The sequence below is a fragment of the Marinomonas sp. IMCC 4694 genome (genome assembly GCF_008122525.1).
GTDB lineage: Bacteria > Pseudomonadota > Gammaproteobacteria > Pseudomonadales > Marinomonadaceae > Marinomonas.
This window is the reverse complement of sequence record NZ_VSRV01000001.1, coordinates 2,458,946-2,481,916: the sequence shown is the minus strand read 5'-3', so window position 1 is coordinate 2,481,916 and position 22,971 is coordinate 2,458,946. Positions and strand designations below refer to the sequence as shown.

Annotated in this window: 24 protein-coding genes and 1 tRNA gene; 18 read left to right on the top strand and 7 right to left on the bottom strand. The window is 44.7% G+C overall.

From position 1 onward, the window contains the following. The first annotated feature begins 68 nt into the window (after positions 1 to 68). The 3 genes from trpS to FXV75_RS11110 all read left to right on the top strand — a co-directional run bounded on the left by trpS (position 69) and on the right by FXV75_RS11110 (position 2,571). Entirely contained in the window at positions 69 to 1,076 is a 1,008-nt protein-coding gene (trpS, locus tag FXV75_RS11120) for a tryptophan--tRNA ligase (protein WP_148833399.1), read from the top strand. A gap of 12 nt (positions 1,077 to 1,088) precedes the next feature. After that, a complete protein-coding gene (locus FXV75_RS11115) occupies positions 1,089 to 1,958 on the top strand; it encodes a Tim44 domain-containing protein (RefSeq protein ID WP_148833397.1) in 870 nt (289 codons plus the stop codon). Positions 1,959 to 2,064: 106 nt separating this feature from the next. Next, positions 2,065 to 2,571, top strand: a complete 507-nt coding sequence (locus FXV75_RS11110) for a chemotaxis protein CheW (RefSeq protein ID WP_148833395.1) — start codon at positions 2,065 to 2,067, stop codon at positions 2,569 to 2,571. A gap of 112 nt (positions 2,572 to 2,683) precedes the next feature. Here FXV75_RS11110 and FXV75_RS11105 read toward each other — a convergent pair whose 3' ends face one another. Continuing rightward, entirely contained in the window at positions 2,684 to 3,982 is a 1,299-nt protein-coding gene (locus tag FXV75_RS11105; protein WP_148833393.1) for an inosine/guanosine kinase, read from the bottom strand. Between the two features lie 87 nt (positions 3,983 to 4,069). On the opposite strand from FXV75_RS11105, the gene FXV75_RS11100 reads away from it, so the two are divergent. Together FXV75_RS11100 and trxB are read left to right on the top strand one after the other, a co-directional pair. After that, positions 4,070 to 4,813, top strand: a complete 744-nt coding sequence (locus tag FXV75_RS11100; RefSeq protein WP_148833391.1) for a HesA/MoeB/ThiF family protein — start codon at positions 4,070 to 4,072, stop codon at positions 4,811 to 4,813. A 236-nt stretch (positions 4,814 to 5,049) separates the two neighbouring features. Further along, positions 5,050 to 5,997, top strand: coding sequence for a thioredoxin-disulfide reductase (gene trxB / locus FXV75_RS11095; protein WP_148833389.1), 948 nt, complete (start codon positions 5,050 to 5,052; stop codon positions 5,995 to 5,997). Between the two features lie 115 nt (positions 5,998 to 6,112). Here trxB and ppa read toward each other — a convergent pair whose 3' ends face one another. Next, positions 6,113 to 6,643: an inorganic diphosphatase gene (gene ppa, locus FXV75_RS11090; RefSeq protein WP_148833387.1), complete on the bottom strand. Its 531-nt coding sequence runs from the start codon at positions 6,641 to 6,643 to the stop codon at positions 6,113 to 6,115. Between the two features lie 208 nt (positions 6,644 to 6,851). On the opposite strand from ppa, the gene ihfB reads away from it, so the two are divergent. The 5 genes from ihfB (at position 6,852) to FXV75_RS11065 (ending at position 10,003) form a co-directional block, all read left to right on the top strand. After that, positions 6,852 to 7,157: an integration host factor subunit beta gene (gene ihfB, locus FXV75_RS11085; RefSeq protein WP_148833386.1), complete on the top strand. Its 306-nt coding sequence runs from the start codon at positions 6,852 to 6,854 to the stop codon at positions 7,155 to 7,157. A gap of 74 nt (positions 7,158 to 7,231) precedes the next feature. Continuing rightward, on the top strand, positions 7,232 to 7,555 hold the full coding sequence (locus FXV75_RS11080) for a lipopolysaccharide assembly protein LapA domain-containing protein (protein ID WP_148833384.1): 324 nt from the start codon (positions 7,232 to 7,234) through the stop codon (positions 7,553 to 7,555). Positions 7,556 to 7,560: 5 nt separating this feature from the next. Continuing rightward, positions 7,561 to 8,739, top strand: coding sequence for a lipopolysaccharide assembly protein LapB (lapB, locus tag FXV75_RS11075; RefSeq protein ID WP_148833383.1), 1,179 nt, complete (start codon positions 7,561 to 7,563; stop codon positions 8,737 to 8,739). Between the two features lie 49 nt (positions 8,740 to 8,788). Next, positions 8,789 to 9,496 (top strand): orotidine-5'-phosphate decarboxylase, encoded by a 708-nt coding sequence (gene pyrF, locus FXV75_RS11070; RefSeq protein ID WP_148833381.1) that lies wholly within the window; start codon positions 8,789 to 8,791, stop codon positions 9,494 to 9,496. Between the two features lie 150 nt (positions 9,497 to 9,646). Continuing rightward, the gene (locus FXV75_RS11065; protein ID WP_262368536.1) at positions 9,647 to 10,003 is read left to right on the top strand and encodes a ComEA family DNA-binding protein; all 357 of its coding nucleotides are present in this window, start codon (positions 9,647 to 9,649) and stop codon (positions 10,001 to 10,003) included. Between the two features lie 47 nt (positions 10,004 to 10,050). On the opposite strand, the gene FXV75_RS11060 is transcribed toward FXV75_RS11065, so the two are convergent. Further along, positions 10,051 to 11,775 (bottom strand): SulP family inorganic anion transporter, encoded by a 1,725-nt coding sequence (locus FXV75_RS11060; RefSeq protein WP_148833379.1) that lies wholly within the window; start codon positions 11,773 to 11,775, stop codon positions 10,051 to 10,053. Between the two features lie 257 nt (positions 11,776 to 12,032). Between FXV75_RS11060 and uvrB the strand changes: the two genes are divergently transcribed. From uvrB to FXV75_RS11040, 4 genes are all read left to right on the top strand, one after another. Next, on the top strand, positions 12,033 to 14,060 hold the full coding sequence (gene uvrB / locus FXV75_RS11055) for an excinuclease ABC subunit UvrB (RefSeq protein ID WP_148833377.1): 2,028 nt from the start codon (positions 12,033 to 12,035) through the stop codon (positions 14,058 to 14,060). A 13-nt stretch (positions 14,061 to 14,073) separates the two neighbouring features. Further along, complete coding sequence (locus FXV75_RS11050; RefSeq protein ID WP_148833376.1) at positions 14,074 to 14,262, top strand: hypothetical protein; 189 nt, start codon at positions 14,074 to 14,076, stop codon at positions 14,260 to 14,262. A gap of 79 nt (positions 14,263 to 14,341) precedes the next feature. After that, positions 14,342 to 14,418: transfer RNA gene (locus tag FXV75_RS11045), tRNA-Val, on the top strand. A 531-nt stretch (positions 14,419 to 14,949) separates the two neighbouring features. Further along, positions 14,950 to 16,152, top strand: coding sequence for a class I SAM-dependent DNA methyltransferase (locus tag FXV75_RS11040; protein ID WP_262368535.1), 1,203 nt, complete (start codon positions 14,950 to 14,952; stop codon positions 16,150 to 16,152). 35 nt (positions 16,153 to 16,187) lie between these two features. On the opposite strand, the gene tnpC is transcribed toward FXV75_RS11040, so the two are convergent. Genes tnpC through tnpA form a run of 3 tightly spaced genes read right to left on the bottom strand, consistent with a single transcriptional unit; the run spans position 16,188 to position 18,462 of the window. Beyond that, positions 16,188 to 17,807 (bottom strand): IS66 family transposase, encoded by a 1,620-nt coding sequence (gene tnpC, locus FXV75_RS11035; protein WP_222863082.1) that lies wholly within the window; start codon positions 17,805 to 17,807, stop codon positions 16,188 to 16,190. A gap of 26 nt (positions 17,808 to 17,833) precedes the next feature. Continuing rightward, positions 17,834 to 18,178: an IS66 family insertion sequence element accessory protein TnpB gene (gene tnpB / locus FXV75_RS11030; protein ID WP_148831032.1), complete on the bottom strand. Its 345-nt coding sequence runs from the start codon at positions 18,176 to 18,178 to the stop codon at positions 17,834 to 17,836. Continuing rightward, positions 18,178 to 18,462, bottom strand: coding sequence for an IS66 family insertion sequence element accessory protein TnpA (gene tnpA, locus FXV75_RS11025; RefSeq protein ID WP_148831031.1), 285 nt, complete (start codon positions 18,460 to 18,462; stop codon positions 18,178 to 18,180). The genes tnpB and tnpA overlap by 1 nt, the downstream gene beginning before the upstream one ends. A gap of 83 nt (positions 18,463 to 18,545) precedes the next feature. Between tnpA and FXV75_RS11020 the strand changes: the two genes are divergently transcribed. The 4 genes from FXV75_RS11020 to FXV75_RS11010 all read left to right on the top strand — a co-directional run bounded on the left by FXV75_RS11020 (position 18,546) and on the right by FXV75_RS11010 (position 22,059). Further along, the gene (locus FXV75_RS11020; protein WP_148833374.1) at positions 18,546 to 19,781 is read left to right on the top strand and encodes an N-6 DNA methylase; all 1,236 of its coding nucleotides are present in this window, start codon (positions 18,546 to 18,548) and stop codon (positions 19,779 to 19,781) included. Next, complete coding sequence (locus FXV75_RS11015) at positions 19,781 to 21,094, top strand: restriction endonuclease subunit S (RefSeq protein WP_148833373.1); 1,314 nt, start codon at positions 19,781 to 19,783, stop codon at positions 21,092 to 21,094. The genes FXV75_RS11020 and FXV75_RS11015 overlap by 1 nt, the downstream gene beginning before the upstream one ends. Continuing rightward, on the top strand, positions 21,079 to 21,222 hold the full coding sequence (locus FXV75_RS16430; RefSeq protein ID WP_222863130.1) for a hypothetical protein: 144 nt from the start codon (positions 21,079 to 21,081) through the stop codon (positions 21,220 to 21,222). Before FXV75_RS11015 ends, FXV75_RS16430 begins: the two co-directional genes overlap by 16 nt. Before the next feature lie 252 nt (positions 21,223 to 21,474). Next, positions 21,475 to 22,059, top strand: a complete 585-nt coding sequence (locus FXV75_RS11010) for a nucleotidyltransferase domain-containing protein (RefSeq protein WP_262368534.1) — start codon at positions 21,475 to 21,477, stop codon at positions 22,057 to 22,059. Between the two features lie 134 nt (positions 22,060 to 22,193). On the opposite strand, the gene istB is transcribed toward FXV75_RS11010, so the two are convergent. Next, the gene (gene istB, locus FXV75_RS11005) at positions 22,194 to 22,958 is read right to left on the bottom strand and encodes an IS21-like element ISShfr5 family helper ATPase IstB (RefSeq protein WP_148831188.1); all 765 of its coding nucleotides are present in this window, start codon (positions 22,956 to 22,958) and stop codon (positions 22,194 to 22,196) included. Positions 22,959 to 22,971 lie beyond the last annotated feature (13 nt).

Sequence of the window (22,971 nt, the reverse complement as noted above, 5' to 3'; positions counted from 1 at the left end):
TTTAGGCAGTTAGCCTTTTATTTTTATATTTATTTTGACCCAATATTCAGTAGGAAAGAGCAGCAGTAATGGCAAAAGACATTGTTTTAACGGGTGTTACCACCACAGGCACGCCTCATTTGGGAAATTATGTGGGCGCCATTCGTCCTGCGATCGAAGCCAGTCGTCAAGACAATACCGAGTCTTACTTCTTTTTAGCGGATTATCATGCGCTCATTAAATGCCAAGACCCAGAGCGTGTTAAACAATCTCGATTGGAAATCGCGGCGACCTGGCTGGCGTGTGGATTAGACACAGATAAGGCGACTTTTTACCGCCAATCCGATATTCCAGAAATTGCTGAACTCAATTGGCTGCTGACATGCGTGACAGCCAAGGGCCTGATGAATCGCGCGCACGCTTACAAAGGCGCTGTGGATGAAAATCTAGCCAAAGAGCAAGATCCTGACTTTGGTATCACCATGGGCTTATTTTGTTACCCCGTGTTGATGGCAGCGGATATTCTGGCATTTAATGCGCACAAAGTGCCCGTAGGTCGTGATCAAATCCAACACATTGAAATGGCGCGTGATATTGCAGGTCGTTTTAATCATTTATTTGGTGAACATTTTGTGTTGCCTCAAGCGGTTGTCGGCGAAGAAGGCTCCATTTTGAAAGGCCTAGATGGCCGCAAAATGAGCAAGAGCTACAACAATACGATTCCCTTATTCGACACCGAAAAGAAATTACAAAAAGGCCTTAATAAGATCAAAACGAACCTACTGGAGCCTGGTGAAGCAAAAGACCCGAACGACTCCACCGTGTTCGATATCTATCGAGCGTTCGCCACACCAGAGCAAACTGCAGACATGCGTCAGAAATTTGCAGAAGGGATTGCATGGGGCGAAGCTAAGAAGGAACTTTTTACCTTAGTGAATGGTCAACTAAGTGAGTCTCGTGAAAAGTACCTTGAACTAATAGCAACCCCCGCGCATGTAGAAGACATTTTACAAGCTGGGGCCGAAAAAGCGCGCACTCGAGCGCGTGGTTTGATTGCCGATTTACGCCAAGCCGTAGGTCTAGTGAATTTTAAATAAAGGAGAGTGTTTGTGAAAACGACAGTATTTGCCATGTTTATGGCATTTGTTTTAGCAATAGGTGCCGGCGGTTACAGTGCGGATGTGCAAGCCAAAAAATTTGGCGGTGGTAAAAGTTTCGGTAAGAGCTTTTCTGTCGCGAAACCTAAAGCGCCTGCAGCGGCCAATACAAGCGGTGCAAGCAGCGCCGCAGCGGGTGCGAAGAAACCTGGATTTTTGGGTGGCTTAGGCGGCGGGTTGTTAGGCGGACTTCTGCTCGGTGGTTTGTTTGCGACCTTGCTTGGTGGTGGCGCTTTTGAAGGTATTTCATTCGGCGACATCTTGTTGTTTGCTGTGATTGGCTTCTTGGTTTACAAGTTCTTTATTGCGCCAAAACGTCGTGCTGCAGCGCAAGCGAATGCCGCTGGTGCGAACAGTATGTTCCGTGAAATGCCCGATTCAACGCGTGACAGTGTTCAACCATCGCCAATGTCTGGCATGAGTGGTTTTGGTGCGGAGCCAGCCATCAAGCTTCCGCCTGGTTTTAATGAGCAAGCGTTTGTTGAAGAAGCAAAAAATCACTACGTTACGCTGCAAAAAGCATGGGATGACAACAATTTTGATGAAATTCTAGATTACGTTACTCCTGAGCTTTACAACATGCTGGTTGCAGAACGTGCTACATATGGCGATGATAAACCTCGTACTGAAGTGATTTCCTTGATGGCTGAATTAGTTCGTGGTGAATACATTGGCTCAGTAGCGTCGATTTCACTGCAGTTTTCTGGTTGGATCAAAGAGGGCGATGAAACGTCTGATACTAAAGAAATTTGGCATTTAGAGAAAAATATGTCTGACCCAAAGGCAAATTGGACAATTGTTGGTATTGAACAAGACAACTAATTGTTACTTAATTTTGCTCGTAGACTTGTCACGATGTGTTGTAAACTAAGTGCATATTGTGATGAGTTCTACATCATGTTTAATAAATTGAATATGGATGCAAGCCATGTCTGAATTAGCGCCTATAAAAAATGGGAAAGCCCTATCTGAGAATAAGAAAGGCGAGTTGTTGCAGTACTTAACGTTTAAACTGATTGACGAAACCTACGGTATCAATGTCATGCAGATTAAAGAAGTATTGCGTTATAGCGAAATAGCCCCGGTACCCGGTGCGCCTTCTTATGTTTTAGGTATTGTTAATTTGCGTGGTAACGTGGTAACTGTGGTGGATACTCGAGTCCGATTTAGCCTCCCAGAGTGTACTATTTCTGATGATACTCGAATTATTATCATCGAGCATGACGGCGAGCAAGTCGGCTTGTTAGTAGATGCGGTACAGGAAGTATTTTATTTGTATCACGGTGAAATTGAGCAAAGCCCAAGCGTAGGCAATGATGAAGCCCTGATGTTTATTCAAGGTGTGTACCAAAAAGAAGAAGAGTTGGTTATTTTGCTTGAATTGGATCGTATGTTTGAACGCAACGATGCGCTTGGCATTGAAGCCATGAGTTGATGCTTTGATTCCTCTAGCATGCAAGCCATCAAAAAAACCATCTTTAACGATGGTTTTTTTATGTCTTTTTCTTGTGTCTTTTTCTGAACACCGGTCATATGGACTTGAGCGATTATTGCCCCCAGTAGGCTTCTTCTAGACTGTCTTCTCGTTCTGGTAGACCTTTCGATAAGCGGGACGCATTTTGTACCAGAATTTCATAACTGACGCGGTTCGCGTATTTGCAAATTTGTGCGAAAGACGAATATGCCAGATAGGCCGCAATGTGTTTGCTGGAATTAGGCAGGGCGTCTTTGTGAAAATGATTGGCTGAAATATCGTGCAGCAAGGCTGATAAAGCCCCATCCCCCGCACCATTTGTGTTACGGATTTTGTCTGGTCCGCCCAAGTAAGGATCGATATGGGAATATACTTTCACCGGGTGTTGGCACGCTTTGCGTGACATCGGGCGGCTAAACTCCCAACGGTTAAAGTCGGCTAAACTGGCCGATTTGATTGGGTTCGTGGTTTCACGTTTTAATGCCGCTTCTGTATGACCACAAAGATACATGCCATCTGGACCGACGGTGAGTAAAACAATGTCAACATGGTCTAAAATTGCACTGGCGGCTTCTAATGGATCGGAAAAGCCCGTTAGTGCTTCGGCTTCTAGTTCATTCATTGCAAGCACATCAACGTATTGTTTGATTAATGCGAGCAGTTCATCGCGATGTTCTTCCACTAGGTGAGAAGTACCAAGCGTCAGTACGGTAGGGACCTGATGTTGGTGTGCGTATTCCAAGGCTTTTAGCATGGCTGATTTGATGGGTTTGCCCTGATGACGCAGTGGATAAGCGCACGTCACTAACGCCGCGGCACCTGCAATGATGTTTTCAGGTATGTGCTCAACATTCAGTTCGTCCATGTCTCCAGGGGCGATAGCAAACGTACGCTCGCCGTCCGGTGTGATTAAAGTAATACCACGACCAATATCCCCGGGTACCCCTTGTAAATGATTCATGTCGACTTTGCTGCTGGTATGACAGATATAATGGTAAGCTGGTGAACCAAGAGGAATGTTGGCGGACATCACACCGAGCAAAACCGATTTGTCGTCTGCCAGTACCGAATAGTTATGAATCGTGTTGCCGATCGTGCCACCAGCAAAGTGATCTGAAATACACTCTTGGGCTGTAAGCTCAAGAAAAATCGATGCTGCTGTATTGGCATCGACTAAATTTGATAAGCCTTTTTTAATGTTGAACTTGTTCAAAAAATCATCAGACACATTGGCAACCACGTCCACAATGGTCTCGTCGAGGCCGACAATATAAGTGTCTTTATCGGGGCGCACCTCAGAAGTGGGCAGAACGGGTTTGGATTGAGAAACAGGAAAATAATGTTTAAGTTTGCGTCTGCCAGGAAATTTCATCGTGATGCTCATGGAGTAAGTAGTGCCATGAGTTTAGCAAAAAATGGACCAGTCGGGCAGATATAGACCGTAAGGAAGTGACGTAAAATGAATGAATCCGAGTTAGATCGCTACAGTCGGCAGTTGTTGCTGCCCAATTTTGATGTTGCTGGGCAGTTAAAGCTCGCCTCGTCCCATATTTTGGTCATAGGTTTGGGCGGGCTTGGTAATATCGCCGCAACCTATTTGGCGACCTCTGGAGTAGGTATTCTGACCTTGGCCGATGGCGATCAGTTAGAAAGCAGTAATCTGCCTCGGCAAGTGTTGTACGACGAAAGCCAGATTGGTCTCAACAAAGCCGTGGCGGCGGCTGAGCAGCTTGTAACGAGAAATCCGCGCATACGAATTTACCCCATGCCGCATAAGTTAGAAGCAGAGGCGTTACATCGGGCGGTCGAATCTGCGGATGTGGTATTAGATTGCACTGATAATTTTGCGGCGCGACAAAGCATTAATCGCGCTTGCTTAACGTATAAAAAGCCCTTAGTGAGTGCCGCTGCCATTCGTTGGGAAGGACAGTTGGTGAGTTTTTTATATCACCAGCAAGCGTCTCCCTGTTATGAATGCTTGTATCCTGAGTTGTCTGATCAACAACTTAGTTGCAATGAAAGCGGAATTATTGCACCTGTTGTCGGCATGTTAGGGGTATTTCAGGCTTTAGAAGCCATTAAATTAGCCAGTGGCTGTGGTGAAGTAAAGCATGCCACATTACGATTGTTTGATGGGTTTGAAGGTCGCTGGCGTGACATGCGTCTGACGCAAGATCCTGAGTGTGTAGCCTGCTTAAGATGATCATACATATTTAGGTCTAGGCTTGAGGCCTTACCTTTTGGGGGGTGTATCTGAACAATCATTTTTTGGGGCACTTATGTTTTTGCGCCCATGCTTGAAAAGTCATAGATAGCCCCTATCTTACTAATGAATATAATTCTTTAAGAATCTCATCGTATTTTCGTTAGAATCCATCACAGTCTTTTTGGCCAACTTTGTATAGGGTTAGGCACACTTTTATCGACAGGAGCAACAGCATGAGCGATGTAAAACACGCTAAATTAATGATTTTAGGTTCAGGCCCTGCGGGTTACACCGCCGCCGTGTATGCGGCTCGCGCTAATTTAAATCCTGTGATGATTACAGGTATGCAGATGGGTGGGCAGCTTACTACCACCACAGACGTTGACAACTGGCCAGGCGATGACCAGGGTGTTCAAGGTCCAGAATTAATGGAGCGTATGCGCAAGCACGCGGAACGTTTTGAAACAGAGATTATTTTTGACCATGTCAATAAAGTGGATTTGCAAAATCGTCCATTTCGTTTAGAAGGCGACAGCGGTATCTATACCTGCGATGCTTTGATTATTTCAACTGGGGCGAGTGCGCAGTATCTTGGCCTGGAAAGTGAAACTAAATTCATGGGGCAGGGTGTTTCCGCTTGCGCAACGTGTGATGGCTTTTTTTATCGCAATCAAGATGTTGCCGTGATTGGTGGAGGTAATACCGCTGTTGAAGAAGCCTTGTATTTGGCTAACATTGCTAAGACGGTCACGGTGATACATCGTCGTGATAAGTTCCGCTCTGAAAAGATTTTGTCGGATAAGTTGTTGGAAAAAGCGAAAAATGCCAATGTGAAAATTGAATGGTTTTCAGAACTTGACGAAGTGCTTGGTGATGACGCGGGTGTGACAGGATTGCGTATTAAAAACACGCAAACTGGTGACACCAAAGAGCTTTCGGTTGCGGGCGTGTTTGTAGCAATAGGCCATAAACCAAATACCGATATTTTCCAAGGTCAGCTTGAAATGAAAGATGGCTATTTAACCGTTCAATCAGGGTCGCATGGCAATGCGACACAAACGAGCATTGAAGGTGTATTTGCAGCGGGTGATGTGTCGGATCATATTTATCGTCAGGCGATTACCTCCGCGGGAACGGGTTGCATGGCTGCGTTAGATGCAGAGCGTTTCTTAGATTCTTAATGATATTTTTTAGATTGAAAGGCTGGGGCGTTTAGTGATCTGAGCTTCACGTATGTCATAAAACAAAAAAACCGATCTTAAGATCGGTTTTTTGTTATTAAACATTGAAAGCAAATTATTTTGCGTTGTAGGCTTCAATACCTTCAACAATCGCTTTTTTCGCTTCTTCTGCGTTTGCCCAGCCTTCTACTTTAACCCATTTGCCTTTTTCAAGGGTTTTGTAGTTTTCGAAGAAGTGTTCAATTTGATCACGTAGCAACTGAGGAATGTCGTTTACGTCTTGAATATGACCGTATTCTTTGCTCAGTTTTTCATGGGGTACGGCGACCAATTTTGCGTCCATGCCTGCTTCGTCTGACATGTTTAATACGCCAACAGGACGGCAGCGAATCACGGATCCTGGTACTACTGGATAAGGCGTAATAACCAGTACATCAACTGGGTCGCCGTCATCCGCTAATGTGTTGTTTACATAGCCGTAGTTTGCTGGGTAAAACATAGGTGCCGTCATGAAACGGTCAACTACGAGTGCGTCCAAATCGTGGTCTACTTCATACTTTACTGGATTGGCGTGTGCGGGAATTTCGATGATGACATAAATGTCGTTTGGTGCGTCTTTGCCTGCAGGGATTGTGTGGTAGCTCATTATTATTTCTTCCGATGTGTTAAATATGTGGATTATTATAAAAGCTAGATTGCTTCTACGCTAGCGGTAGAAGGTAACGATTCAGAATATTCACTATGGCGGCTGAATTAAATGATTAAAAACGCCCCTAAAATGCGTTAACTTATTGCTTTCTTTCTGAATTTAGCTAGTCTTAGAGAGTGATCACATTATAATCGCGAGGACAGGAATGACAAAATCTGAGCTGATAGAGCTGCTAATAGACCAGCAATCCCATTTGCCAGTCAGGGAAGTTGAAGAAGCCATCAAAGCGATGCTTGAGCATATGTCTGATTCTTTGGCGAATGGTGAGCGGATAGAGATAAGAGGTTTTGGGAGTTTTTCATTGCATTATCGGGCGCCAAGAATAGGTCGCAATCCTAAGACAGGTGAGTCTGTTGAGCTAAACGCTAAATACGTGCCTCACTTCAAACCGGGCAAAGAGTTACGTGAGTTGGTCAATTTGCCTGAAAATGAGATAAACGAACTTAATTAATCTGCATCTTATGCCTCGAAATTTCTGAGCGATCACGGCATAATGTCGCCATTCTATTTTTGGTAGGTTGCCTTATGATTAAATGGCTGAAAAGAATTGTTTATACGGTTTTCATCGTTTTTTTTCTCGCCTTGGGTGTGTTTTTTGCCATCCGTAATCCACAAATAATCACACTAGACCTTGTTTTATGGCGAGGTCCTAAACTAAGTGTGGCACTTTACATTATTTTGTCGTTCTCTATAGGCGCTTGTGTCGCGCTCCTGGTTAGCTCTGTTGCGCTTTTGCGTAATGAGCGTCAAATAAGAGTATTAACGCGTCGATATGAAAAAGCCCGAGACGAAGTAGATGGCTTACGTAAAGCCTCGATTACTAAAGAGCTTTCTGTTGGGAAGGAGTAATTGAGTTGACCGAAATTGGGTTGTTTTTGGTTCTGTTTGTCGCGCTCTTTGTTGGCTGGGCAATGGGGCGTAAGAATCCGACTAAGAAAAATAAGCCACTTAAAAAAAGTATTCCTAATGATTACTTCCGTGGTCTTAATCATTTACTTAACGATCAGCATTCTGAAGCCATTGATGCCTTTGTTGATTCGTTAGAAGTTAATTCTGATACCTTCGATATCCATCTTACTTTGGGAAACTTATTTCGCAAAAAAGGGGAGATCCAAAAAGCCATTAATATACATCAAAACTTATTAGCGCGTCCTGAAATTTTGGAGCGTGAAATGCGCATGGTTCAACTTGAATTGGCCAGTGACTTCATGTCGGCGGGGTTGTTAGACCGAGCTGGACGTTTGCTGCTTAACATGGCCTCAACCTCCCGTAAAAGTGAATTCCAACCAAAAATTTTGTCTCTATTGGTGGATCTTTACGAATTTGAACAGAGCTGGGATAAAGCGATTCAGATTGGTTCCGAATTAATTAAAGAAACGAAAAGTAAAAAAGACATCAAACGACTTGCGCATTTCTATTGTGAAATGGCGCAAGATTGGCACAAAAAAGAGCAATGGAAAAACGCACTCCAGTGTTACAAAGAGGCGTTAGAGGTTGATTCCAGCTGCGTTCGGGCGAGTATCGGTGCGGCGGATGTACTAAGCGGTCAGGGCCGATACCGAGATGCAATTAAAGAACTTAAGCATGCGGCTGAGCAAGACCCAGAATTTATTTCCATTATTATTCCTAAACTTAAAGAATCTTATCAGAAAGTGTGGGGTAGCAACGGCTACATTAAATTTTTACAAGAATACAATCAAAAGAAACCGTCAACAGCACTGATTGTGGCCTTGGTGCAGCATTATCTGGAAACCGACAAAGACTATGCAGAGATGTTTTTAGTCGAGCAACTTAGGCTTCACCCAACGATTAAGGGGTTCAAAGAGCTCATCAGTCTTCAGTTAACGGATTCGCAAGGTTATAACCAACAACATTTGGCGGTATTGTTCGAGTTGATTGATCAATTAGTTCAGGCCAAACACAAATACCAATGCCGCCAATGCGGCTTTCCCGGGCATCAATTACATTGGCAATGCCCCAGTTGTAAAAATTGGGGTGTCGTAAAACCTATTCATGGTTTAGAGGGCGAATAGCCAGCCATTATTTATAATGAACACCAGCATAGAAAAAAGAGGACACTGAATGAGTTGTCAATCCCCCATCGTGGTTGCTTTAGATTATCCAACTATGACGCAATCTTTAGAGATGGCAAAACGCCTCGACCCTACTCAATGTCGGGTGAAAGTTGGCAAAGAGCTGTTTACGACATCAGGGCCTGTTATTTTGGATGAATTGCATTCATTAGGTTTTGATGTTTTTCTGGATCTTAAATTTCACGATATTCCAAATACTGTCGCCAATGCAGTGAGTGTAGCGGCAAGAGCGGGGGTATGGATGGTCAATGTTCATGCTTCTGGTGGTCGTCGAATGATGGAAGCCTCTGCCAACGCGCTACAAAACATAGCGGACAACAAAACTGTGCTGATTGCTGTGACGGTATTGACCAGTATGGATCAATCTGATCTGATCGAAATTGGCATTAATGCGACGCCTGAGCAGCAGGTAAAACGTTTGGCTGCGCTGGCAAAATCGTCTGGTATGAATGGGGTAGTGTGTTCTGCGCAAGAATCGGCCATGCTATCAGCTGACCTTGGCAAAGACTTTGTTCTTGTTACACCGGGTATTCGTCCGTTGGGTTCGGCACAGGGAGATCAAAAACGCATCATGACCCCAGCGCAAGCGATGGCGGCAGGCAGTCATTACTTGGTCATGGGCCGTCCAATCACACAGGCTGCTGACCCTATTGCCGCCTTGAGGCAAGCGAATCAAGAATTAGCCTTACCTGCGTAAATTACCTTGGTAAGGTATTGAAGTCTGTCTGAAAAGCTTTTACTCTAAAACCCTCTACATCGATTAGCATGTTAAAATGCCAAAAGAGTAGAGGGTTTTTTATTGGCAAGAAGCCATTCTTTTTACAGAAAAATCATTTAAAAGGATTTTATGATGATGAATCTACACCGTGTTTTTCACGTCTGCGTTTTGCGTACTCTTGTGCTTATTTCTCTGGCTTTTACGCCATTTTCGATATTTTCCGCCACGCCTTTGGATATTAATACAGCAACCGCCAGTGAGTTGTCTGCAGTAATGTCAGGTGTTGGAGTCAAAAAAGCGCAAGCTATTATTGACTTTAGGGAGACCAACGGGCCGTTTAAGACGATTGCGCAATTGTCCCAAGTGAAAGGAATCGGCGATGCTCTTATCTTGCGAAACAAGGGAGTATTGAGAGTATTAACGCCTGACACTATAAGCACTGACGCCACCATCTCTGACGCTAACTCAGTGCAGCCAATGAATTAAGCCATGTGAATCACTTGCGTTTCAGTATTCCCACTAAATTCGGTCAATTAAACTTGTTCGGGTTTTATGGTTAATGCGTTGATGGCCTGATGTTGGGTTAAAAAGACTTGGCCGCTGAGCTGATTGATCAGCGTCGAGTCGGTTAGTTTGTCCATGACGGGGCCTTTTATTTCTGATAAATGCAGCATGATACCAGCAGACTTTAATCGATCATCAATGGTTTCTAAACTGTCTAGTGCACTGGCGTCTATCATGTTGATGGCGGTGCACATCAAGATCAAATGTTTAATGTCTTGGTGCTGTGCCACGAGAGACAAAATATAATCTTCGAGCACCCTAGCATTGGCAAAAAAGAGGTTTTCATCAATGCGAATGGTGGCTATTTGGGGATCGGTTTCTACCTCATAGCGTTTTACATTACGAAAATGCTCAGTACCAGGTAGGCGCCCCACTACAGCAATATGAGGGTGGCTCGTATGCCAAAGGAAAAACAGCAAAGACAACGCGACGCCAGTTATAATCCCTGCTTCCATGCCAACAAAAAGTACGACTAGAAACGTCGCTACCAAGGCCAAAGCTTCTTGTTTCGAAAAGCGATAGAGTCGAATCAGGTCCTTAACATCAATGAGTTGCAAAATAGAAACGGTGATGCTCGCGGCCAGTACGGCTGTGGGTAAATAGTAGAAAATTGGAGTGAGAAACAACAAGGTGACCAGCATCAACAGCGCCGTAATAATCCCCGTCATCGGAGTTTGTGCACCGGCACTCACGTTTACGACTGACCGTGAAAACCCCCCGGTAACTGGGAAAGACCCGCTGAACGCGGCGCCTAGGTTGGCCAGCCCTAACCCAACGAGCTCTTGGTTGGGTTTTATGTCTTCTTTGCGTTTGGCTGCGAACGATTGCGCCACTGACACCGAGCCGACAAATCCGACGATACTGATTAAAAACGCGCCAGGTAGCAGTTCAATCATGGTGTCTAGGGTAAAGCGTTCAAAAGGAATGGACGGCAAATGATTAGAAACATCGCCGACAATCTTTATGCCCATCGTATCAAGTGAAAATGTCGCCATACACAATGTTGTGCCACCCACCACCAAAACAGGTCCCGCTCGGCCGAGTGTTTTGGCTAGGGCAGCGGGTAAACCTAATGTGATCAATGCAGGGGTTAAATAGCGCTTCAGCAATACCAAGCAGGTGATCGCAATAATACTGAGTAAGAGGGTTGGTTTATTCGCATTCCCTATGTTTTGTAGCATGCTTTGAGTTAATTCAATGAAATTATTGCCTTGAGCGTCAATGCCAAGCAAATGTTTAACTTGGCCAATTACGATCAAAAGAGCCGATGCACTGATGAACCCCGAAATAACCGGATGACTCAATAAATTCGCCAAAAAGCCCATTTTTAATAGACTCATGAGAAGTAAAAATATACCCGACAAAAACGCCAACATGATCGCAATGGCTGCATAATTTTCATTGCTGGGAAGGGCAAACGGCAAAGCCACGGTTGCCGTCATCATTGAAGTAATCGCGACTGGGCCAACCGCTAGGGTTCGGCTTGTGCCAAACAGTGAATAGGCAATCGAAGGTATTATGCTGGCATAAAGCCCCACTACAGCAGGCAAGCCGACCAGTAGAGCGTAACCCATACTCTGTGGAATTAATAAAATCGTCGCGATGAAACTGGCGACCGCGTCGATTTGCAGATCAGCTCGTGAATAACCCTTGAGCCAAGTCATTGCCGGAAAGTACTTTTCCAATTTGCTCATGTCATGTTCTCAGGCAAGAGGGCTGGTAAGAAAATTGCCTACGCCCGCCACGTCTTGCAATAATATCTTGTTGTATTTTGTTACGTTTCATTAATTGACAATAGTATGACGGCTGCGTGATGAAAGTCGAATGTTTGTCTGTTTCTTTTCAACCGCCTAGAGCGCGACATCCTATGAAATTGAATATTAAATATCGGACGAATTGAGTAAAGTTTGATACTGTATTAGGCCGCCTGTAAAGAATAGGAAAACGATCCGTGTCGCAAGAGTTTCAAGTAGTTTCACCGTATTCTCCGGCTGGTGATCAGCCAAAAGCCATCGAGAAATTGGTTCGTGGTGTCGAGGCTGGGTTGGCGCATCAAACGTTACTGGGTGTGACCGGTTCGGGTAAAACCTACACGATCGCCAACGTCATTTCTCAGGTAAAGCGTCCTACCATTGTTATGGCGCACAACAAAACACTCGCGGCTCAATTATACGGTGAATTCAAGGAATTCTTCCCAAACAATGCCGTTGAATATTTCGTTTCCTATTACGACTACTATCAGCCCGAAGCCTATGTTGCCGCTTCCGATACGTTTATTGAAAAAGACGCTTCGGTGAACGAACACATCGAGCAAATGCGTTTGTCTGCGACCAAAGCCTTATTGGAGCGCGACGACGTTATCATTGTTGCGACCGTATCAGCGATTTACGGTTTGGGCGATCCTCAATCGTATTTGAAAATGATGCTGCACCTCGACCGTGGCGAACGCATCGATCAGCGTGATGTGCTGCGCCGCTTAGCCGAATTGCAATACAGCCGTAATGACCTTGTGCTTGAGCGCGGTAACTTTCGTGTGCGTGGCGATGTGATTGAAGTGTTCCCTGCTGACTCTGAAGACACAGCGATTCGGATTGAACTCTTTGATGACGAAGTCGAAACTTTATCAATGATCGACCCTTTGACCAACAAAACCATTCGCAAAGTGCCTCGGGTCACCATTTACCCAAAGACGCACTACGTTACGCCTAAAGAGACGGTTCAAGCCGCGATTGAACGCATCAAAGTGGAATTAGATCAACGCCTTGAACAATTAAAATCGATGAATAAACTGGTCGAACTACAGCGACTGGAGCAACGCACTCGATACGATTTGGAAATGATGCAAGAGCTGGGCTATTGCTCAGGAATCGAAAATTACTCTCGCTATTTATCGGGGCGGGAAGAGGGTTCTCCTCCTCCTACGCTATTTGATTATTTACCGGCCAACGCCTTGTTGGTGATTGATGAATCTCACGTTACCGTGTCGCAAATTGGCGCCATGTATAAAGGCGACCGATCACGCAAAGAGAACCTTGTTGAATATGGTTTTCGTTTGCCCTCGGCACTTGATAACAGGCCAATGCGATTTGAAGAGTGGGAGCAGATTAAACCGCAAACCATCTTTGTGTCGGCCACACCGGGCAAATACGAAGAAGAACATCAAGATTGGGTAGTGGAGCAGATCGTGCGGCCGACTGGGCTCATCGACCCTATTTTAGAAGTGCGTCCTGTTGGTACTCAGGTAGACGATTTGTTGTCGGAAATTAATCTAAGAGTGCCAATTGGTGAGCGTATCTTGGTGACGACGTTGACCAAACGTATGGCCGAAGATCTCAGTGATTACTTGAATGAGCACGGGGTAAGAGTGCGATATTTGCACTCAGACATAGACACCGTTGAACGGGTTGAAATCATTCGAGACCTTCGTCTCGGTGAGTTTGATGTGTTAGTGGGTATTAACTTGCTGCGAGAAGGGTTGGACATTCCAGAAGTCAGCCTTGTGGCAATACTGGATGCCGATAAAGAGGGTTTTTTACGCTCTGAAAAATCGCTGATTCAAACGATTGGTCGCGCCGCGCGAAACGTCAACGGCAAAGCCATATTATACGCCGACCGTATAACGGGCTCCATGGAGCGCGCCATTAATGAAACCGATCGTCGTCGAGAAAAACAAAAAGCGCACAACGAAGAGCACGGTATTACCCCGATGGGTATCATCAAATCGGTCGAAGACATCCTGGAAGGGGCTTACAACCCAGGCGCAGGTAAACGAGGCAGCAAAACCAAAAAAGTTGCCGAGACCGCCAAAGACTACCAAGTAGAAAGCATGGAAGACGTGGCGCAGGTTCGTAAAGCCATGATTCAATTGCAAAAAGAAATGATGCAAGCCTCGGAAGAACTCAAATTTGAACTGGCAGCAGGGTATCGTGATCAAATTCGCCAGCTACAGAGAAAATTAAAAGACGTTGGCGAGTCATAAAAAGGAAGCAGAAATGGCAATCACACTAAGAAACTACAACATAGTGCGTGTTATCGACAACGGCGTTATCGTCAATTGCACCGTGATGGAAATGTGTTATGACTTCGCATTAGTGAAATTTAAAGGTAAAAAATACAAGGTGCCTTACGACTTAATCGACGAAGTCATAGGACACGAACTGCTCGTTCCCGTCGACGAATAATCGTTTAAAAATAAAGTCATAAAAAATGAAGTAAGGCTTGTCAAAGCCAATTCTGTCATTATAATAGCCAACACTTTTTAGGACTATAGCTCAGTTGGTTAGAGCGCTACCTTGACATGGTAGAGGTCAGCAGTTCGAATCTGCTTAGTCCTACCAAAATTTATACTTACTACTCAGTAAGTTACGAAAGCCGAATCTAGTGTTCGGCTTTTTTGTATCTGATTTTGGCCCATTTTTGTCCCACCTTTGGCCCATTTGTGTCCCATGCGACTTAACACTGGTGAAAACAGTGACCTTTACCCTCAACCATTACTTGTGTGTGACTCTTAGAAATCTTTCTAATCTCAGCATTTACAAAATTCAAATGTGTTTGCAGTGGTGTGGCGTTTGTATCGCCTCAAACCCTATATCTGGTGTAAATAAGTTTTCTTAATGTTTAGTACAAACTTTATGAATGGTCGTAAGCGCGTTAATTTTTTTATTGCACGAATCCTCTCCCTTCAACATTGCTCAAACAGCGCTAAAACGGTATAAATATTGAATATAAAAAATATCATTATTGCTGATCAAAAATACAGCAGATTAAGGATAACCCAGAGCGCTTATGCCTCGGTCTATTAATGTTATTCTTTTTTCCTTCCTACGCTCTTGTATCCATTAATACGAATTTTTAAAAGCTGACATTCTATGAGCAACACAGATTTACCTACACCTACAAATTTAGCCGCTTTTTGCTGGTCGATTGCCGACTTACTTCGCGGAGATTTCAAACAAAGCCAATACGGGCGCATTATCTTACCTTTTACTCTATTGCGCCGTTTAGAAGGTGTATTAGAAGAGTCTAAAGAAGCGGTTCTGGCTAAGTATGATGAGATTCAAGCACTTAACCTACCAGAAGAAGCGCAAGAAAAGTTTCTATTACGTGCCACGCAAACACCCGGTAATCCAAATGGTTTAAGTTTCTTCAACACCTCCAAAATGGATTTATCTAAGTTGGGCGCAAGTGGAATTAAAGATAACCTTGAAAGCTATATTCAAGGCTTTTCCAAAGATGCCCGTGAAATATTCGAGCACTTCAAATTTTCTGAATTTATCGCTCAGCTCAACGATGTTGATTTGCTGTATAAAGTGGTTCAAAAAGTAAAAAGTACCGATCTAAGCCCACAGTCACCTTCTAACCCTAACGGGATTTCGAACCATGACATGGGCTTGGTGTTTGAAGAACTGATCCGTCGTTTTGCCGAAGGTTCAAACGAAACCGCAGGGGAGCACTTTACCCCGCGCGACATCGTTCGCCTTACCACTGCCTTAGTATTCATGGAAGATGACGATGCGCTCACCAAACCGGGTATCATTCGCACCATTTATGACCCAACGGCCGGGACAGGCGGGTTCTTATCGTCGGGTATGGAATATCTGCATGAGCTCAACCCACAAGGCATCATGAAAGCCTTTGGCCAAGAGTTAAACCCAGAAAGCTACGCCATATGTAAAGCTGACATGCTGATCAAAGGTCAAGAGGTCAACAATATTAAGCTGGGTAACACCTTATCGAATGATCAGCTTTACGCAGAAAAATTCGACTACATGCTTTCTAACCCTCCATTTGGCGTGGATTGGAAAAAGATCGAATCCAGCATTAAAGATGAACACACCCTGAAAGGCTTTGATGGGCGTTTTGGCCCAGGCTTACCGCGTGTTAGCGATGGTTCATTATTATTCTTATTACACCTAATTAGTAAGTTGCGGGACAGCAAAGATGGCGGTGGCCGCATTGGTATTATTCTTAACGGCTCCCCTTTGTTTACTGGCGGCGCTGGTTCAGGCGAATCGGAAATCCGTCGCTACATTTTAGAAGCTGATCTACTCGAAACCATCGTCGCGCTGTAAGCGTTCATTCTAGGGAGTCATTGACAGCCACTGACTCAGAGCAATGGCGATTTTAACGGGTTGTCTGCAAACAGGTGTTTCCATCGTCTTGGGGTCAGGTCGGCGGTGTCTTTTGCTGGGTGTTGGCTGACTCGTTGCAAGACATCCGTCAGGTAGACGTTAGGGTCGATGTCGTGCAGCTTGCAGGTGCTGATTAGGCTTTGGATGATGCCAACGTGTTCGGCGCCCAGTTCTGTCCAACAGAAAAGCCAGTTTTTCTTACCCATCGGGATGGGTCTTATCTCTCGCTCTAGGTGGTTAGTGTCCATGGCAACATCGGGATTTTCTAAGAAGACCATCAGTTGGCGTTTGCGCTTTAAGGTGTAGTTCAACGCTTTCATCCAGCTATCGTCTGGCAGCAGGTCGGCCCGTTGACTTTGCTCTTCGCAGAAGGCAAAAAATTGATCCACTAAAGGCTTGCTGTGTTGCGCTCGGTAGTCTTGTTTTTTCTCACCCGTCCAGCCTTTTTGTTGGATATGGCTTTCCTGTTTATATAAGGCCGCAATCAGGTTCAGCGCGTGCGTGACGGCGTCGGTTTCTTCCCTTTCAGCTTTTAGCAGCTGACGACGCATGTGCACCCAGCACTGGGCATGGGTGATGTCTGGCGATTTGGCTTCGTAGCGGCTATACGCCGCATAGCCATCGGTCAGCAAGGTGCCTTGCCAAACATGATCCAACAAGTCTTGGATGTGTTTCATGCCGCGACTTTGGGAGAAGGTAAACACCACTTCGTCTTTGTCACCATACACTGGCCAAAAATAGGCTTGTTTCATTTTGCCGGGTTTATTGCCTACCCCAGGCTGTCGGGTGACTTTGATAGGCGTTTCGTCCATGGCGAGTGTGTTGCTGTCCAGTACGCTGATGAGCTGTTCTATGACAATCGGTCGTAGCAGTTCGATCCCGCGTTTGGTGAGGTTCGTCAGCGTCGCACGGCTGAGGGTGATGCCAGCGGCACTCAGTTGTTGGTGTTGACGATAAAGCGGTAAATGATACAGGAACTTGTTGATCAGTAAGCCAACGATAAAGCTGACATCCGCGACAGAGCTGTCAAAAATCCTATCCGGCTGTGGCGCGGTAATAAGCTGTTTGCTGGCTTTGTGTTTGACCACTTGGCGCTTGGTAATCACGATTTCGTAAGCACTGGTTTTTTGTACGATGCAGCTGACTTCTTTGAAGCCCACGGCTTCGTATTCGTGCGCATTGGGGCCTTGCAGTTCGTCCGCTAGAATCACCTTTTCACGAACGGGGATGGTTTCGTCAAAACGCAGTCCGGTGAGGTTGATTTCATTGCCGTTACGAGACTTGGGGGCTTTGCCCCGAACACTGACCGACTCAGGCTTGTCCTTCTCAACGGTGGACGCGTCTTCTAAGCGGGTTAGCTCAGCTGGCATCGGACCCACGATATCGGCGAGGGCTTGTTGGTCTGGCGTGAGTAAGCCTCGACGTTCACTTTTCGGTCCGAACAACTCGCGTTTTAGTGCCCACACTTCGGCTTCGTATTGACGGATTCTAAAAGACATCGCCTCAACTTCAGCGCGCAGCTTTTCGACCTCATTCGTGTGAAGCAAATCGGTGTTTTTAAAGGGTAAAATAGGTCGATAAGTGGCGTCGTTCATGGGGTTGGATTATACCATCCAACCCTTTAAGATGCGCGTTTGTAGCGCTTAAATTGACGATATTTTTCGACTTTTATGCCCGCCAACAGATGCTGTAATTCCAGTGTGCTGAGAGCGTGTTTATCGTTTTCTGATGGCGCATAGTTGAACTGCCCCTGAGACAGTCGTTTGCACCAGATGCAGTAACCCGAGGCTTCAAAATAAAGGATTTTCATCTGCGTTTTACGGCGGTTAATGAACACAAAATACCCGATGAGTGGGCTTTCCTTGAGGTGCTGTTTGATCAGCCCTAACAAACCACAATAAGACTTACGCATATCGGTAGGTTTAGCGTAGAGCCAAATTTTAGCATTGGGATCGGGCAGGAACATCAGTCACGACTCAATCGGAGTTCAATACCATCACCTAAGCACAAGGTAATATTCCAACGTCCAGTACCTGAGAGAGCAGGCATCTGACTGAGATCGATAAAGTCTGATTGACTAGAATCTGGCGAGGTTTTCGTTCCCGAAAAATGCTGACGCCATTTGCTAAAACTGGCGTAACGCACTTGATGTTGTTTGCAGTATTGAGGGGCGGACAAGCCAGACTCGGCTTGATCATCAATGATTTGTTGCCATTCAGAAGAAGAACGACGGGTATAAGGCTTGGTCATGAGCAGGACTCCGTTATCGGTTATGAGATGAAAACGGAGCCCAGTTTAGAGTGAGAAAAGATGAGATGAAATAACGGCGTGGAATGAACGCTTACGTCGCGCTACCAACCGACATGTTCTACAACACAGGTATTGCTACCTATGTTTGGATTCTTAGCAACAACAAGCAAGCCGAGTGTAAAGGACTGCCAGAGCGACGTGGAAAGGTGCAGCTGATTAACGGCGTCAACCTAAGCAGTAAAATGCGTAAATCCTTAGGCTCTAAACGTAATGAAATGAGCATCGACGACATCGCGTTAATCACCCGCACCTTTGGCGCGTTTGAAGTGATAGACGCAACTGACTTACAGAAACCTGCTGAACAAAAATCAAGCCGTGGCCGCCAAGCAAGCAGCCCCAAAGTCGAAGCCCCCAAAACCTTTGCCGCTAAAATATTCGATACCCATGAGTTTGGTTATCGCCGTATCAGTATCGAACGCCCTTTGCGTGAAAGCTTTCAGTTCAGTGATGAGCGCTTAGAAGAACTACGTTTTGCTAATAAACCACTAGAAGCACCAATGAAGTGGATTTATGAAACCTTCGGCCACTCTTCAGAGCAGCCTTGGAGCGATGATAAAAACTGTGGAAACTATGGCTTACTAGCAGAGAACGAAGTTGAAATACGCGTTCATCTAAAAGCCAACTTCAGCGATGTAAAAGAAGCCAAGATAAAAGAGTTGTTAGACAGAAAAATGTGGCTGGCACAAAAAGCCATTCTACTAAAAGCCAAAAAGCTGCAAGCCCATATTGGTACTCAGCAGTACAACGACATGAACCAATTCGACGCCATTGTAAAAGCCGCGGCGAAAGCACAAGGTATCAAACTAGACACTAAAGAACTCAAAGCCATTACCGCAGCAGTGAGCTGGAAAAACCCAGCAGCGGAAAAGGTCATCAAAAAAATTCACAAGTCTGGCGAAGCCAATCCATTTTATGGTCTGTTTGAAGTTGAACTAGATGGAAAAACTCAAGTTATTGAGTACAAGCCAGACGGCGACTTGCGCGATAACGAAAACGTAGCATTAGACCCAACTCAAACGGTGAATGAGCTAAACGAAGCCTACTTTAAAAAAGAAGTACAACCACACGTGCCAGACGCTTGGATAGATGCAACTAAACGCGATGCAATAGATGGTAAAATCGGCATCGTGGGTTATGAAATACCCTTTAATCGCCATTTTTACCAGTACCAGCCACCAAGAGACTTGGTGGAGATTGACAAAGAACTTGACTTAGTTAGTGCTGAAATTATGGGGCTGCTTCAAGAGGTGCATTCATAATGGGAACATTTCGACCATATTCCGATAACAAGGAATCTAATATTGAGTGGGTTGGAAGTGTACCAAAGCACTGGGAGGTAAAGCCCTTATTCGGTGTTGCAACTACAGAATCCGTAAAGAATGAAGACGGTAAAGAAACAAACGTTTTATCCCTGAGTTACGGTAATATCATTCGTCGAGATGTAGAGAAAAACTTTGGTTTACTTCCTGAATCATTTAATACGTACCAACTGGTGAATCCTGATGAGCTAATACTCAGATTAACTGACCTGCAAAATGACAAGCGAAGCTTACGGGTCGGGCACGCGAAAGAAAGAGGTATTATTACTTCTGCTTATCTAAAGTTAGTTGCTAAAAAATGCGAGCTTGATGATCGCTATTTATATCGATTATTACACTCATACGACACTACAAAAGTTTTTTATGGAATGGGTGGTGGTTTGCGTCAATCTATGAAATTTGAAGAAATGAGACGTTTGCCTATTGTTCTACCATCGTTAGAAGAACAACAAAAAATCGCCAACTTCCTCGACCACGAAACCGCAAAAATCGACACCCTGATCGAAAAGCAGCAACAACTCATCGCACTGCTAAAAGAAAAACGCCAAGCCGTTATCAGTCACGCCGTTACCAAAGGACTGAATCCAAATGCCCCAATGCGCGATTCAGGTGTTGAGTGGTTAGGTGAAGTGCCGGAGCATTGGATGATGCCAAAAATAGCACACATCAGTAGAGTCCTTAATGGAAGCACACCCGATAAAACTAATTTGTCTTATTGGGAAAATGGAACAATTCCTTGGTTAGCTTCAGGCTGTTTAAATTCGGAAATAGTTGATGAACCAAGTCAGTTGATTTCAGAAAGTGCATACCAAAGCTGTTCGATAGAATTGATACCAAATAACTCTCTTTTAGTTGGTATGGTTGGTCAGGGAAAAACTCGTGGAACTTCAGCTATTCTCGCGATTGACTCATGTATTAATCAGAACATGGCTGCAATAATACCAAGTGAAAAAGTTAATGTTAGGTTTCTATATTATCTTTTCCAAGCGATGTATGAGGATTTAAGGGAGCTGGGTCGAGGGGGGAATCAAGCAGCATTAAACTGTGAAATAATCGGTTCAATAAGAATTTCTTTACCTAAAATGGAAGAGCAATTAGCTATTGTTGAAATGCTTGATGCTCTAATGGTAAGAATTAGGAATGTAGATGCACTAGGGTTAGAGCAAATTGAGTTGCTTCAAGAACGCCGCACGGCTCTAATCTCCGCTGCCGTTACCGGTAAGATCGACGTAAGAGAATGGACTCCAGCTTAATGTTGAATAAAGTCGTCACCGGTAACGCCGCTCTTGCGCATCCATGCGCTCGCGGCATTAGTGCATCCTTGCACGTCATCGACGTTCGTAATTGGCAGGCTCCAGAAGAAAACAATGATGTTGCATGAAGCAACTGTTGCAAAATATGCAACAGTTCAAACCGAGGGAATACGCGAGGTTGAGCGGCAGATTGAGTATTTTAACCTAGAGACCATTTTTGCTATGCAAGAGTGTTTAGCCACCCGCTTAGCTTTTTCAGAAGATTGAAGATTATCAAAGCGTATTTATTGCTAAGCATGACGTAGACAGTGAGTTATCTGAAATGTATAGTACCCAAATTGGGAACAAATGTACCCATTTTGGGTGCAGTTGAGGTAGTGATGACTACAAGCATAGGCGATGCTCTTTTTACCAAGGGGCAACAAAAAGTATTAGCGCTATTTTTTGACCAGCCAGATAAAAGCTTCTATTTGCGAGAAGTCGTGCGGCGAGCAGATATGGGCATTGGTGTGATTAGCCGAGAGCTAGCCAAATTAGCCGATGCGGGGCTGCTGGTGGAAAGTAAGCAGGGGAATCAAAACCATTACCAAGCGAACAAGCGTTCGCCTATTTTTAACGAACTACAAGCAATCGTTAGAAAAACGTTTGGTATTAAGGGATTGTTGAAAGAAGCTATTGCGCCTTTGCTTCCTCAATTAGAGCAGGCCTTTATTTATGGCTCGGTTGCTAAAGGTGAAGAACATGCTGGCAGTGATGTGGATGTGATGCTGGTGGGAAACGACTTAAGCTACAGCGAAATTATGCAGATGCTTGATTCAGTGGAAGAAAAACTGCAAAGGCCGATTAACCCGACGTTGTATTCCCCCGTTGAATTTGAAGAACGTATGGCACAAGGGCAGAACTTCTTAAGTAAGGTTATGGAGCAACCGCGTATTGATTTATTACATTCGGGGGAAGGCGAGTGAAAGCACTGGATAATTTAGTAAAGGTTAATCAATTAAAAGTAGAGCCTGCCGATGCTGCGTAATACCATGATGCCGATCGCTCAATACCATTCAAGCCGATCACTTTTTTGTCTGTCAGTAGACCTCAGTAAAATCTAACTTGAGTGATCGGCATCAGTCAAGAAATTTAGTTTTTTTCGCATCGACTCGCCTTTTAATTTCAACTTTATCGCCCCGTGCACAAGCCTATCTAGAATCGCATCCGCGTGTGTCGATTCTCCGATCATTTCATACCAATTTTCTATCGGTAATTGACTCGCTATTAAGGTCGATTTTGTATCATATCTTGCATCAATTAATTCCAGTAAATCACTCCGTTGTTGAGCCGTTAATGGCTCTAATCCCCAATCATCTAAGATCAGTAAATTGGCAGAGCTAAGCTTGTTGATCAGTTTTCGATAACTACCATCGGCTTGCGCTAGAAACATCTTTTCTAATAGCTCTTTGAGCCTAAAATAATAAACGCTACTCCCTTGTTGGCAGTGGTTTTGACCAAGCGCGCAAGCGAGGTAAGTTTTGCCACAACCTGTTGCTCCTGTGATCAAGATGTTTTGGTGAAGACGAAGCCATTCACCTTGTGCTAATGAACGGATCTGAGCTTTATCGAGTTGTCGTGCTGCGCCATAGTTGAGTTGGGCAAGTGTGCCGCCAACTCTGAACTTTGCTTGTCGCGTTAGGCGATCTATTTTACGCTGATCACGCTGCGTTATTTCATGTTCAAGCAATAAACTTAGCCGCTCTTCGAAGCTTTGTTCAACGTATAAATTGGGTTGCTCGTATTGCTGCAATAGCGCATCACGTATGCCGCTTAGCTTTAAATTACTTAACTGATTATTAACTTGTTGATTGATATTTTGCATAAGTCTTCCTATG